Genomic DNA, 13,656 nt, shown 5'->3' with positions numbered 1-13,656 from the left:
GCGGAACATGGCGTGAACGGCTTGAGCGAAGCGAGTCAGCGCACGGTTTTGGCGGCGGCACCGGCCAGAGTGCCTTGCCGCTGCTGGCCTTTCACCTTGGGATTCTCCGGCCCTTCGGTGGGAGGCAGCTGGCACAGCCACTCCCCCACGAACCCGATCACCATATCCGCCAGGCATACCGCCGCGCTCACCGCACATTCCAGCACGGCTTGCCCATAGAACGAGCCTTCGATATGGGCGAGCGTGGGGATGATCTGCCCGCCATACCACCCGGCGAGCGCCGCACCGGCCAGGACCATCGACTTGCAGAGCACCAGCGTATTGAACGCCACCGCTGGGTTTACAAAGGTCTTCGGACGCTTCTTTGGGTCTGTGGCGGCGTATTTGTGCACGTTGAGCGCCAGCACCAGCGCCACCACGCCAATCGCGCCCAGCACTACGGGCACGAACCAAGGAGTGCCGATCAGCGTTGTGCCGGAACTCTCGCCGAGTACCGCCACACCTGCGCCGACACCCAAACCAAGCACCAGCGCGATCGCGGCATGCCACCACGGTGTCCTACGCGCATTCATTACCGTGCTCCTTCCTGTATTTCCTGCCGTCGCTCATTGATTCGCGCCTGTACCGAGAATCCATGCGTCGGTGAGCATGCCCACCCGCCCGGCGTCCTGCGCCATGGCCAGCAGGAACGGCACCGGCTCGCCACCCAATGTGGCGTTGGGGTCCATATCCATCCAGGGGGCAAGTACCACAGCACGTTTGCCGGCCGAAGGCCAGGGCACACGGCAATCCGGTTCATTGATGGCGACGCCTCGCATGTCGACCAGATCGAGATCGACGGCCTTGCCATGCATGGATTCGATGACGCCCAGCGCCTTGATCAGCTCACGAGGACCGAGTTTGGTACGAATCTGTATGACGGCGCTCATGGAGTCCGGCCCGTCGAAATTGCCGACATGGTAGAGCGGCGAAATACCTTCGACCTGGTTACCGGGAATGCCGTCTATGGCGACGATGGCCTCGCGGAATAGATTCTCCGCATCGGTGTCGGTGGATTCCATCGAAATGACCGCCGGCCTGGTCTGCAGATCGTCTGCCGCGTCCGATGCGTTTGCGGTGCCGGTTTGCGTTTCCGCGGCACGTTGTGAACCTGCGGCTTCATGGGATACCGCGGCTTCGCCAGCCGATGTCGGGGCGGTCACCGGTTGTGCAGACTGCCTATGCTGCGCTTGCAGCTCGCCGCTGAGCCAATCGGAGGCTATGCGCTCGACTGGCGGTTCATCCGCTTCGCCGAGCAGTCCGTCCGCGAGTTCGCCTACCGGCCCGCCATGCATGCCAGGCAGATCGGCATTCGGGTTGAGCGCGGCCCATGGTACCAGTACGAAGGCCCGTTGCCAGGCACGTGGGTGGGGCAGGGTGAGCTCGCTGTCTTCCGATTCGATGCCGTCGTAGTCGATGATGTCAAGGTCAAGCGTACGACTGGACCAATGCGTTTCCCGGGTGCGCCCATGGTCACGTTCGATTCCCTGCAATCCGTTCAGTAGTTCATGCGCCGTCAATGTGGTGGTGATCTCCACCACGGCATTGAGAAAGTCCGGAGTGCCGTCCGCCATACCCCATGCGGCGGTGCGGTACAGCGGCGAGACACCGGTGACTTGCGTGCCGTCCAAAGCATCGATGCGGCGCACTGCATCACGCAGTATGCCAGCCGTGTCCCCCTGATTGCCGCCGATGGCGATGACGGCATGATGGGGACGGTCCTGCCTGCCGCTTTGCCGCGCATGCGATTCGGTTTCCGTCTCGCCTGCCGGATTCCGCCGCATACGGGTGATGCTGACGGCTACGTCGTCGAACGGCACGGTGATGGGCGCATGCGGCTTATGCACGGTCACGTCCACTTGGCACACCGGTGGCATGGTCAGCAGCCGATCGGCGATGCGTTGCGCAAGGTGCTCGATAAGATCGGCATGCTCACCTTCGATCACGGCGACAATCTCTTTCGCGGCGCGACCGTAATCGACAGTATCGTTCAGATCGTCGCTTGCCCCTGCCGCCGTAAGATCCATGTACAACGTAGCGTCCACAACAAACGGCTGGGCGCGTTCATGTTCGAATTCCAGCACGCCATGCGTGCCGTTGGCATGTACGCCGGTAAGAACGATTCGATCCATACTGATCCTTTCTCTGCGTCGCAGCGCGTGCTGCGGCCGGCACTGCGATGACACGGTGCGCTATTTCTGCAGGATTCACCGTTGCGCGTAGGCGCGCCAGGCATCGCCCACCGCGACTGCGGCACGGGAACGCGCCACGTCATGCACGCGCACCGCCCATACGCCGTGCTCGGCACACAGGGCGGAGATCGCCGCCGTGGCGTTGTCGCGATCCTCCATGCTCGCCTGAGGCAAGCCGGCTTCGGAAAGCAACGCCGATATGAAGCGTTTGCGCGACTGCCCGATAAGCACCGGGTAGCCGGTTTCGGCAAAGGACTCAAGACCTGCCAGCAGGGGAAGATTATGCTCCACACCCGGCTTGGAGAATCCCAGACCGGGGTCGATAATGATGTGTTCCGGGCTGACGCCGGCGGCGACCACCGCGTCCACCTGCCGCATGAGCTCGTCTTTCACGTCGGCGAGTACGCCATGCTCGTAATGCGATGTGTCGGCGTCCGGCGTGGACCCGTTCGATCCGGCCAGCCATCCGCGCCAATGCTGCACGATGTACAGGCAGCCATGGTCGGCGACGACCCGCGGTAGATCCTTGTCCAGCGTTCCACCGGATACGTCGTTGATGATCTGTGCGCCGTGTTCCAACGCGCCGGCGGCCACGCTTGCACGCGTGGTGTCGATGGACAGCACCGCCCCTGCCGGAATCAGCGCGGCGACCGCCCCTTGGACGCGTGCCAGCTCATCTTCCGTCGATACACGTTTGGCACCCGGCCTGGTGGATTCCGCACCGATGTCGATGATGTCCGCACCGGCGGCCATCATGGCGCGCCCATGTTCCGCGGCCTTATCCGGCTGAAGCCACAGGCCCCCGTCCGAGAACGAGTCCTCGGTGATGTTCAGCACGCCCATAACCTGTGTGCGGCCGGCATTGCGGATCGTTTCCAGATCGGTCATCGTATCCTTCCCGTCGCTAGAAGTGCATGTAGAAAGCGCCTATCGGCTGCAAATACGTCGGCCCCGCCTCGGCATTGTCTGTGTGTGCCGGCGGCGGGTCCTCCAAGTGGTGCTAGTGGTTCAGAATGAGGCTCATCGCCTCGGCCCGGGTGGCGGGATTGCGTAGCAGTCCCCTCACCGCGGAGGTCACCGTGCGCGCCTCGGATTTCTTGATGCCCCGCATCGACATGCACAGGTGTTCGCATTCGGTGACCACGATCACGCCGCGGGCTCCCGCATAATCCACCAAAGCATCGGCGATCTGTTGGGTCAGACGTTCCTGCACCTGCGGTCGGCGGGCATACACCTCGACCAGACGCGCCAGTTTGCTCAATCCCATTACGCCGTTCTTCGCGGGGATATAGCCCACATGCGCCACACCATGGAACGGCAGCAAATGGTGTTCGCACACCGAATACAGTTCGATGTCTTTGACGAGCACCAGCTCATCGGTGTCCACGTCGAAATGCTTCTCCAGCACGTCGGCCGGTGAAGTATCGAGACCGGAGAAGAGCTCGCGGCATGCACGCGCAATGCGATCCGGTGTCTCCAGCAGCCCTTCACGTTCCGGGTCTTCGCCTATGGATTGCAGGAACAGGCGCACGGCCTGACGCACGCCTTCCTCGTCATATGGTCTGCGGGCGGCACTTATGCCCTGCACCTGTTCTGCCATGCGTTTACCGCTCCTCTGCCTTCATGCCAACGGATCGCTTGAGCGATTCGGGGATCTCCACCGGGGGCTTGTCCGAATCGGGACGATGCTCGTTGGACAGCCACACCTCACGCTTCGGGGCCTTTTTGATCGGAGCGAAGATTTCGGCCAGCTCCTTCTCGTTCAGGGTCTCCTTGACCAGCAGCTGGCGAACCAGTTCGTCAAGGATGTCGCGGTTCTCGTTGATGATCGTCCACGCCTCGGTATGAGCGGTCTCCACGAGCTTGTGCACTTCCTCATCGATGGTTTCGGCGGTGCGCTCGGAGTACTTGTGCGGTGCGAGCCCGCCCATATCGCTCTGATCGTCGTCCTCGGTCCACTTGATCGCGCCCAGACGGTCGGAGAAACCGTATTCGCCGACCATGGTGCGGGCGATGTTCGTGGCCTTTTCGATGTCGTTGGAGGCGCCGGTGGTCGGATCGTGGAACACGATCTCTTCGGCGGTACGGCCGCCCATGGCGTAGGCCATCTGGTCGAGCAGCTGATTGCGCGACTGGGAGTAGCGGTCGGAAGTCGGCATGACGGCGGTGTAGCCGAGTGCGCGGCCTCGCGGCAGAATCGTCACCTTGGTCACAGGGTCGGTGTCGTTGAGTGCCGCGGCGACCAGGGCGTGGCCGCCCTCATGGTATGCGGTGTTGCGCAGTTCCTCCAACGCCATGCCCCTCGACTGCTTCTTCGGTCCGGCCTGCACACGGTCGATGGCCTCGTCGATGGCTCTGTTGTCGATCAGCTGGGCTCCTGCACGGGCGCACAGCAATGCGGCCTCGTTAAGCACATTGGCCAAGTCGGCGCCGGTGAATCCCGGAGTACGCACGGCCACCATGTGCAGATCGACGTCCGGTACGAACGGTTTGCCCTTGGCATGCACCTTCAGAATCGCCTCACGGCCTTCCAGGTCGGGGGCGGCAACGCCTACCTGACGGTCGAATCGACCGGGGCGCAGCAGTGCCGGGTCAAGCACGTCGGGGCGGTTGGTCGCGGCGATGATGATGAGGTTGGTGTCGTTATTGAAGCCGTCCATTTCGACCAGCAGCTGGTTCAACGTCTGTTCACGCTCGTCATGGCCGCCGCCCATACCGGAACCGCGCTTGCGTCCAACGGCATCGATCTCGTCGATGAAGATGATGGCCGGGGCGTTCTTCTTCGCCTCGTCGAACAGATCGCGCACACGGGATGCGCCAAGACCGACGAACATCTCGACGAAGTCGGAGCCCGCCATCGAATAGAACGGCACACCCGCCTCGCCGGCGATCGCTCGCGCCAGCAGCGTCTTACCGGTTCCCGGAGGGCCATACAGCAGCACGCCTCGCGGAATACGGGCACCCAGCGCCTTGTATTTGGAGGGATCCTTCAGAAAGTCCTTGATCTCCTCGACTTCGGCCAGAGCCTCGTCCTCGCCGGCCACGTCGGAGAACCTGGTGCTCGGGGTCTGACCTTCCAGCAGCTTGCCGTTGTTCTTCTTGCCGCCCATGCCGAGCATGTTGCCGGCGCCCATGCGGCTCATCAGGAACCATGCGAAGGCGAAGAAGATGATGAACGGCAGAATCGACTGGATCAGGTAGGTCATCATGCTGCTGGACTCGATGTCGGCGCTCCATCCCTTGGATGGATCCGCTTTCTCCACGGCCTTGACGATATCCTGACCTTGCGCGAACGTGTAGTAGAACTGCACGCTCTTGCCGTAGTTGTGCATCTTGCCGGTGTTCGCATCGCGCTTGGTGAAGTCGCTCTTCAGCTGCAGCGTGACCTTCTGCTTGTTGTCCACGATCTTGGCGTAGTTCACCTGACCGTCGTTCAGCAGTTCCAAACCGTCCTTGGTGTCGATGGTCTGCGTGCCCATGCCGGCGAACATCTGGAACATGGTGATGACGAGGATGACGATTACCGCGCCCCACAGCCACGGGGACTGCCAGAACGGCTTATTGCCGCCATTGGCCTGATTCGGCTTGCCGCTCCCGCCGTCCTTGTTCCCGTTCTGGCGGAACGGGTTGTTGAAGGGATTGCCGTTGTTGTTCGGCTGCCCCGGTCCCTGAGGAACGCTCATGCTTGCTCTCCTTGATACACTTTGGGCTTCAGCACCGCGATGGAGTCGAGATTGCGGTATCGCTCGTCGTAGTCGAGTCCGAATCCGACGACGAACTCGTCGGGGATCTCCTTACCCGGGTACTTGATGTCCACGTCGACCTCGCGACGTGCCGGCTTTTCCAGCAGCGCAAAGATCTCGACGGACGCGGCGCCGCGTCTCTTCAGCTCCTCGACCAGCCATGCCAGGGTGCGCCCCGAATCCACAATATCCTCGACAATGAGAATGTGCCGACCGCGAACATCGGTCGACAGATCCTGACGAACGGTGATGGTGCCGGTCGAAGTTGTTCCCGAACCGTAGCTCGACAGACTCATGAAGTCGAGCTGGCATGGAATGGACAATTCCTGGGAGAAGGCCGCCAGAGTATTGATCGCGCCTTTCAGCACTGCCACAAGCAGCGGATTCTTGCCCTGGTAATCCTTGCTCACCTGCGCCGCGGCCTTGGCGATAATGGTATGGATTTCCTCTGAGCTAATCAGCTCGTAGTCGATATCTTCTTGTACATCAGCGATTCGCATGGGCACTATATTGTCACAGGCGAATGACGTGTTCCTAGCCATTACCTGAATGATCGCTGGGAAAGCTCCCGGTGCGTTCAGAGCTTGGCAAGCCCCGCCATGAAGTCGTCGATGGCGTTGTTGGCGGCCAGTTCGTCAGACGAATCATTGACGATTACGGCGAATAGCAGCACACCGCCATGCTCACGGGAGACATTGCCGACCAAGGCGCGAACACCACCAAGACTGCCCGTCTTGACCCTTGCCAGTCCCTTGATGTCGTCGTTGGCCGCCCTATTACGCGCCGTACCGGTCAGCCCGGGCACGGAAAGCCCCTCGATCTCGGCGGCACCGCCATCGTCAAGCCCGACCAGCGAGCGCTGCACTGCCAGCAGGGTGGGTATGCGCAGCCGGGTTCCCGCAGCAAGACCCGAACAGCTGGTCAGGTGGAGCCCATCCGTAGGAATATCGTTTGCGCGCAGCACCTGCACGACCGCCTGGATATCGGCATCCATGGAATTGCCCAGGCCAAGCTTCAACGCGGTAAGCCGCGCGAACAGCTCGGCGAGCGTGTTATCGGAATGGCGCAGCATGAACGCCATCACCTCGTTCAACGGCGCCGAACTGACCTTGGCGATACGTGCCGAGGCCTCGGTGCCGCTGGTGTCCGACGAATCGGTAACGGTGATGCCTTGCCGGGTCAGCAGACTTCTGAACGTCTGTGCGGCATCGCTTGCCGTGGTGCGGGACAGCGTGGGGTAGTCGGTGAACGCGTCGGGGTCGGCGGTCAGGCCGTAGCGCATACGACCTCCGTCGACGGCCATACTCGACAGCGGCGTATACATCGCGTTGCCGTCATTGTTCTGTTCCAACGCCGTGGAAGTGTTGTCATCGCCGAACAGCGAATCGTCCACGGCAAGCGCCACCTGGTCGATGCCGCGCTGCCGAAGCGATTGGGCCGTATTCTGCGCGAGCGTGGCGAGGCCGGCACGCCCGTTGATATGGGAGGGATCGTTCTGCCCCTCCCCCAGCAGCATGTCGCCATGGCCTTGCAGCACGATGGTCGGCGAGGTGTCCGCATGGGTCAGGTAGACCTCGGTATCCAGCGTGCCGCTCATTTCCAGCGTATGGACGGCTGTGAAGGCGGTCAGCGTTTTGGTGGTGGAAGCCGGCTCGCGCTCGGTATCGAGGTTCCGTTCGGCGGCTATGGTGCCATCCGCCGCGGCAATGGCCACAGAGAAATTCCCCGTGCCTTCGGACTCGCCCAACGCGGTGATAAGCTTCTCGGCCTTCTTCTCGTCGATGGGCACATCGCGATCGGCCTTGCCCGCCACGGCACCGGCCGCAAGAGGCGTGGGGATTGCGCTGTAGGTACGTGTCGGCGCCGACTGCGCTGTCAATAATCCGGGAGCCACGTCGTAGACGTCCGCAATGGTATACCCCACGCAAACGGCAAGCGTCACCACCACGCTTACCGTGACCACGGCGATCCGATGATTCGGTCGGACTGCAGCTCTACGCACCGCGCTTCACCTCTGGATTCCTTGAAAGACCTCGATTACTGCTGCAGGGAGGCGAAGTCATCGAGCGTTGCGAGAATCTTCGGCATCCGAGCATCCAACAGCTTACCGCCTAGCCAAGAACCATCCAGCAGCACGACCAGACCGTTGACGAGCGCGACGGCTATCACGGCTCCCATCGTTAACGGCGTGATAATGCGCAACAGGAAGAACAGCATCAGCACCGACGGCAACACGGTCGCCAAAGAGACGACGACCTGGGTAGGAGGGAACACAAGCCGCAGAATGCCTCTTCCTAGCACCGGACTTCGCCGGTGCGCCGCCCGAAGACGACCGCGCCATGCGCAGATGCCAGGTACAGATCAGATAGCAGACAACCCATGTCGCCAGCAATATGATCACCCTTGCCGCAGCGGCAAGCCATGCGCCATCGATCACGTCAAACGGAATCTGGAACGATGCCGCAAACGGCATCCATGCCACCACATTCCGAACCACGGCAGAAATGTCGCTCACAGTCGCCCTGGTAGAAGCCTTGGTGCATATGCCCCAATGCTACGCGCGGCGAAGCGCGGCACAGTTCAGCCCTTATGCTCGATGGGCTTCCACTGCACCTTGGAGAAGATGGCCTGGAAGGAGATCGGCACATAGCTGAGCATGTAGATCGGGAAACTGAGCACATAGGCGAACAGCTCCTTGTTCGTAGCGCCGATCTGCCCACGTTCCGCGATGATCGTCAGACCTGCGAGCGCCATCATACCGAGCACGGCCAGCACAATGCCACTGCTCCACCCGGTGACGGCCCCCAGCTGGCTTTGCCAGGTAACGAATCCGCAGGCGGCGAAGATAACACCCAACACCGCACGAATCACGCCGAGCATCGTGAACGGGCAAAGCAGCAGCGTGAAATCGACCGCCGAAAAATCCCGCTCCTTGATGGCACGCCGAATCAGCTGCGGCCCGTAATAGCGGAACACCTGCAGGAATCCCCTGCTCCAGCGCAGACGCTGACGCCAGCTTTGCGCGAAGGTAATGGGCTGCTCGTCATACAGGATGGCGCTGCCACAATACCCGACGCGATCGCCGTGCAGCACCGAATCCATGGTGAATTCGAGATCCTCGGTAAGTAGGTGGAATTTCCAGCCCTTATTGCGTTTCATGATCTCCTTGGAGAACATGAACCCGGTGCCGCCCACATGACAGCTGGAGCCGAACAGCATACGGGAGTTGTTGAGGAATCTCGATTCGCGGATGAACCACAGCGCGGAACCGGACGAAACCCAGTTGTCGGCCAGATTGACCGAGTTGCGGTAGCTGGTCAGAATCTTGAATCCCGACTGGAACGCCTTGTTCATCTCCTCGAAGTAATGGCGGTCGAGCTTATTGTCGGCGTCGAACACGAAATAGGCGTCATAGGTGTCGGACAGACCGGCATCGATCATATAGTCAAGCAGATAGGTCAACGCATACCCCTTGCCGACCTGCTGCATATTATGCCGTTCAACCACATGGCAGCCCATATCGCGTACGACCCTGGCGGTACCGTCGGTGCAGTTGTCCGCCACCACCCAGATGTCGATGAGCCCCGATGGATAGGTCTGCTCATGCAGGCAGGTGATGAGGTTGCCGATCACATGCTCCTCGTTACGCGCCGAGATAAGCACGGCATACCGCTTGTCCATCGCGGCTTCGGGAAAAGTGACGGGCTTGGCGAACAACGACGCCACAATGCATACGCCCTGGTAGACCATGCCGATCGCGCCCACGATGAACAGCAGCGTATCAAGTACGGTGAGCAGAACCATCAGCGCCACCCCTTTCGCGGATTGGACGATACGTCGGTCGAAGGCGAATCCTCCTGCGGCCTATCATGCGGCGCGGCGTCGGCGCCCTCGCCGCCGGCAGACGTCTTACCGTCTTCGTCGCCTTGTTCCTCCGTTCCCTTCAGCATCGGCCTGCCTGAATGATCGTGTATGACGGCATCCTTCAGCACGCCCTTGGGAATCGCCACCGTGGCGGAATCGTCCTCCAATCCCTCACGCAATTCCTCGTCGGACATGGAGTAGAAGATCTCCTGCATCTGGCGAAGCTCGTCATCCACATGCACACGGTTCGCGGTGCTGGAGACGGCGCGAGGAATGGCATGATTGATGGGCTGGATCACATGCTCGTTGAACGCTTCGCCGGCCTCGACCACCTTGGACTTCTTCTTGGGCGCGGGGTCGCTCATCAACGGCGAATCGACCAGATCGTATCGACGTGTTCCGGCGTGCACGATCACCTGGATGGATGCGGCGATGGGCAATGCAAGGAACGCGCCGACCGCACCGAACAGCGAGCCGAAGAACAACACCGAAATGAATGCCACCGCCTCGTTGATATCCATGGTGCGCTGCGAGATCTTCGGCAGGAAGATGAAGTTCTCGATCTGCTGGTACACGGTGATGAACACGATGACCGCAATGCCGACGCCCAGACCGTTGTTCGCACACGCGAACAGCACCGGGGCCGCGCCGCCCACGAACGTACCGATCATGGGAATGAACTGCGAGACGATGCCGCTGAACAATGCCAACGGCAGCCAGTACGGCACCTTCATGATCACCAGGAACGCGCCGGTACAGGCGGCGTTGAGCACGGCGAGAACCGTACGGGAGAACAGGAAGGACGAGATCTGATCCTGCGCTACCGTCCAGACGGTAAGGATGCGACGCTGCGCGGACGGGGCAAACCACTGGCATACGGAACGGCGCAGCTTCGGGCCGGCAGCGGAAATATAGAAGGTGACCATGATCACCGTAGTGACGTCGATGAATGCGGCGGATACGCCGGAAACGGTGTGCAGCGCCTGACCGGCGAAGTCGGAAACCCACGAGGACTGGATGTTCTTCAGGATCTCGGGGCCAAGATTGTCGATCTCCGGCAGCACGAACGAGAACCGCTGCATGATGAACTGCCTCGTCTGCTCGTACATATCCGGCAGACCGGAGAACAAGGCGATCACCTGCTGAATGAACATGTTGCCGAACAGCAGCAGCAGCACGCATGCGGCGACGATCACCACGGTGAACGACAGCAGCGCCGCCACGCCACGCTTCCAGCCATGACTCACCAGGGCCTTCACCATCGGTTCGATGGCGAGCGCAAGGAACAGCGCGATAAGGATGTCGTAGATCAGGTAGGCGACCGACCCCCAGGATCGCCAGCAGTAGGAAAACAGCACTATGGCCATGGCGATGTACAGCAAAGCCCTGCCGAACCATTCCGGAGGCCTGCGTTCGTCGCCTTTTGCGGGGAACAGCGTTCCCAGATCCCAGCGCAGCCCTTCACGGCCACCTGCAGTATTCTCATCGCTTGTATGCGCGTGTTCATCCATGGCACCCCATTGTAGCGATGAGGGCTGTACGGCCATTTGTTCGACGAACAGTGTACGCCCGACTATTTATTCTGGGGAGTATGCTGAATGTTTCGATTATCATCCCAGCGTGGAATGAAGAGGAGCGCATTGCGGATTGCCTGACCAACACCATCCGCCAAACCGTTACACCACATGAGATTCTGGTGGTTGACAATCGCAGTACCGATAATACCTGCACAATTGTTGAGGAGTTCATGGCGCATCATCCCGAAGCGCCGATTCGACTGCTGCACCAAGACGAGGAACAAGGGCTGATCCCCACCAGAAACTATGGGCTCGACGCCGCCACCGGAGACATACTTGGGCGTATCGACGCGGATTGCATGCTCAAGCCCGATTGGGTGGAGGTCGTATCGGGCATCTTCACCGAGGACGGCGAGGCGATGGGCGCCACCGGCCCGGTAAGCTATTACGACATGCCCGCAAGGAAAATCGCGTTGCGCGGCGACGACCATGTGCGCCGGCACTCCTACCGCGCCGACAACGGCCAGGTGTTGCTGTTCGGCTCGAATATGGCCCTACGTGCCACCGCGTGGAAGCAGATCAGGGGCGAGGTGTGCCGGGACAAGTCCGACGTGATGCATGAGGACGTGGACGTGTCGCTGCATCTGCTGGGCCGTGGACTGAAAACCGTGTATTCCAAACGCATGGTATGCGGCATCTCCGCACGCCGCATGTACACGTCGCCGGCTTCGTTCCATGCCTACATGAGACGCTTCCGCAACACCTTCGAAACGCATCCGGAGCATTGGCGCACCCACAAGTCGGAGCACACGCTGTACATCATGTACCCGTGGCTGCACGTCCTTTACCCCATGTACCAGAAGCTGCTGGAAGTGCGCGATATCAATCCGGCCGAACGCATGTGGTTCAACATGCAATCCGAGCTTGAGGAGAAAGACGACCTGCAGGACATGTAGTCGTGCCGATACGCCAATATGATAGGGCCGGGGCCGATGGACATCGTTCCATCGGCCCCGGCCCTATCAATATGAATGGTTCGCGTTGGACGCCTTCGACGGCCTTATACACCGACTTATGCGCGGCGCGCGGCAACGGCATCGGCCAGCGTGCGCAGCAGCTGTTCCGTACGCTCCCACGGAATACACGAATCGGTGACCGACTGGCCGTACACCAGCTGGTCGAGCGGAGCCGGCTTCTGATGCCCTGCCACCAGGAAGCTTTCCATCATCACGCCGAGAATGCCCTGTTCGCCCTGAGCCAAACGAGCCGCGATCTCCTCGACCACTTCGGCCTCACGCACTTCATCCTTGCCACAGTTGCCATGCGCGGCATCGATCACCAGACCATGCTCGCTCGGACCAGTCGCCTTCGAATTATGCAACGCATCCAATGCCGCCTTGACCGACTCGGCATCGTAATTCGGACCGCTCGACGAGCCACGCAACACCAGGTGACAATCCGGATTGCCCTTGGTCTCGGCGGAAATCACACGCCCATCCAAATTGATGGACAGGAAATGATGCTCGAACGCGGCAGCATAACAGGAATCAGCCGCGGCCTTGATGGAACCGTCCGTGGAATTCTTGAACCCGACCGGCATCGACAGGCCACTGGCCAACTCGCGGTGCACCTGGCTTTCGGTATTGCGCGCACCAATGGCGCCCCAGCTGATCGCATCGCAGATATACTGCGGGGTGATCGGGTCAAGCCATTCGGTAGCGATCGGCAAACCCAACGACAGCACATCGGTAAGCACCTTGCGTGCCTCCCACATGCCCTTACGAATATTGAACTGGCCATCGAGATCCGGATCGTTGATCAGACCCTTCCAACCGATAGTGGTACGAGGCTTCTCGAAATACACGCGCATAACAATCAGCAAGCGATCGTTCAACTCGCGTTGCACCGCGGCAAGCTTCTCGGCATACTCATGCGCGGCCTTGGGATCATGAATGGAACACGGGCCCACAATGACCAGCAGACGGTCATCGCGCCCGCGCAACACATCACGGATCTCCTGACGCGACGTGCGCACCAGCTCGCCCATCTCCTCGGTGAGCGGCAACTCGCGCAGAAACGCGCGCGGAGCCGGAATCGGATCAAGCTGACGAATATTGACATCCACCGTCTCGGGAAAGACGGCCTGCTCCCCCAAACGACGCTTATCTTCGGAACTGTCCGGACCACGTAACGCTGCCATGCCGACTCTCCTTCCTCTCATACCTTTCGGCGATTGCGATGTTGACAATATAGGTGGCAGTGCCTGCACACCGAATTCACCACAATAGTTCATCGGCCATG

Annotated in this window: 12 protein-coding genes; 1 reads left to right on the top strand and 11 read right to left on the bottom strand. The window is 60.7% G+C overall.

Features of this window, described 5'->3' with window-relative positions; translation table 11 throughout:
* Nucleotides 1-35: 35 nt before the first annotated feature.
* The 10 genes from BBAG_RS01635 to BBAG_RS01590 all read right to left on the bottom strand — a co-directional run bounded on the left by BBAG_RS01635 (nucleotide 36) and on the right by BBAG_RS01590 (nucleotide 11,349).
* Nucleotides 36-572 (bottom strand): DUF3180 domain-containing protein, encoded by a 537-nt coding sequence (locus tag BBAG_RS01635; protein ID WP_003827705.1) that lies wholly within the window; start codon nucleotides 570-572, stop codon nucleotides 36-38.
* Nucleotides 573-605: 33 nt separating this feature from the next.
* The gene (gene folK / locus BBAG_RS01630) at nucleotides 606-2,171 is read right to left on the bottom strand and encodes a 2-amino-4-hydroxy-6-hydroxymethyldihydropteridine diphosphokinase (RefSeq protein WP_003827703.1); all 1,566 of its coding nucleotides are present in this window, start codon (nucleotides 2,169-2,171) and stop codon (nucleotides 606-608) included.
* Between the two features lie 75 nt (nucleotides 2,172-2,246).
* Nucleotides 2,247-3,119: a dihydropteroate synthase gene (gene folP, locus BBAG_RS01625; protein ID WP_003827702.1), complete on the bottom strand. Its 873-nt coding sequence runs from the start codon at nucleotides 3,117-3,119 to the stop codon at nucleotides 2,247-2,249.
* Nucleotides 3,120-3,231: 112 nt separating this feature from the next.
* Entirely contained in the window at nucleotides 3,232-3,831 is a 600-nt protein-coding gene (gene folE, locus BBAG_RS01620; RefSeq protein ID WP_003827701.1) for a GTP cyclohydrolase I FolE, read from the bottom strand.
* A gap of 4 nt (nucleotides 3,832-3,835) precedes the next feature.
* Nucleotides 3,836-5,914 carry an ATP-dependent zinc metalloprotease FtsH gene (gene ftsH / locus BBAG_RS01615; RefSeq protein WP_003827700.1) on the bottom strand — a complete coding sequence of 693 codons (2,079 nt, stop codon included), beginning with the start codon at nucleotides 5,912-5,914 and terminating at the stop codon, nucleotides 3,836-3,838.
* Entirely contained in the window at nucleotides 5,911-6,474 is a 564-nt protein-coding gene (gene hpt / locus BBAG_RS01610; RefSeq protein ID WP_033508860.1) for a hypoxanthine phosphoribosyltransferase, read from the bottom strand. The genes ftsH and hpt overlap by 4 nt, the downstream gene beginning before the upstream one ends.
* Before the next feature lie 77 nt (nucleotides 6,475-6,551).
* Nucleotides 6,552-7,976 carry a D-alanyl-D-alanine carboxypeptidase gene (locus BBAG_RS01605; protein WP_033508862.1) on the bottom strand — a complete coding sequence of 475 codons (1,425 nt, stop codon included), beginning with the start codon at nucleotides 7,974-7,976 and terminating at the stop codon, nucleotides 6,552-6,554.
* Between the two features lie 35 nt (nucleotides 7,977-8,011).
* Nucleotides 8,012-8,248, bottom strand: coding sequence for a hypothetical protein (locus tag BBAG_RS01600; protein WP_033508864.1), 237 nt, complete (start codon nucleotides 8,246-8,248; stop codon nucleotides 8,012-8,014).
* 306 nt (nucleotides 8,249-8,554) lie between these two features.
* Nucleotides 8,555-9,778, bottom strand: coding sequence for a glycosyltransferase family 2 protein (locus tag BBAG_RS01595; protein WP_003827694.1), 1,224 nt, complete (start codon nucleotides 9,776-9,778; stop codon nucleotides 8,555-8,557).
* Nucleotides 9,778-11,349, bottom strand: a complete 1,572-nt coding sequence (locus BBAG_RS01590; RefSeq protein ID WP_047750035.1) for an AI-2E family transporter — start codon at nucleotides 11,347-11,349, stop codon at nucleotides 9,778-9,780. Before BBAG_RS01590 ends, BBAG_RS01595 begins: the two co-directional genes overlap by 1 nt.
* An 80-nt stretch (nucleotides 11,350-11,429) precedes the next feature.
* On the opposite strand from BBAG_RS01590, the gene BBAG_RS01585 reads away from it, so the two are divergent.
* Nucleotides 11,430-12,311, top strand: a complete 882-nt coding sequence (locus BBAG_RS01585) for a glycosyltransferase (RefSeq protein ID WP_003827689.1) — start codon at nucleotides 11,430-11,432, stop codon at nucleotides 12,309-12,311.
* Nucleotides 12,312-12,427: 116 nt separating this feature from the next.
* On the opposite strand, the gene BBAG_RS01580 is transcribed toward BBAG_RS01585, so the two are convergent.
* On the bottom strand, nucleotides 12,428-13,555 hold the full coding sequence (locus BBAG_RS01580) for a 3-deoxy-7-phosphoheptulonate synthase (RefSeq protein WP_003827688.1): 1,128 nt from the start codon (nucleotides 13,553-13,555) through the stop codon (nucleotides 12,428-12,430).
* Between the last annotated feature and the right edge of the window lie 101 nt (nucleotides 13,556-13,656).

This window comes from Bifidobacterium angulatum DSM 20098 = JCM 7096 (assembly GCF_001025155.1).
Taxonomy (GTDB): Bacteria; Actinomycetota; Actinomycetes; order Actinomycetales; family Bifidobacteriaceae; genus Bifidobacterium; species Bifidobacterium angulatum.
This window is presented reverse-complemented; position numbering and strand designations above follow the sequence as displayed.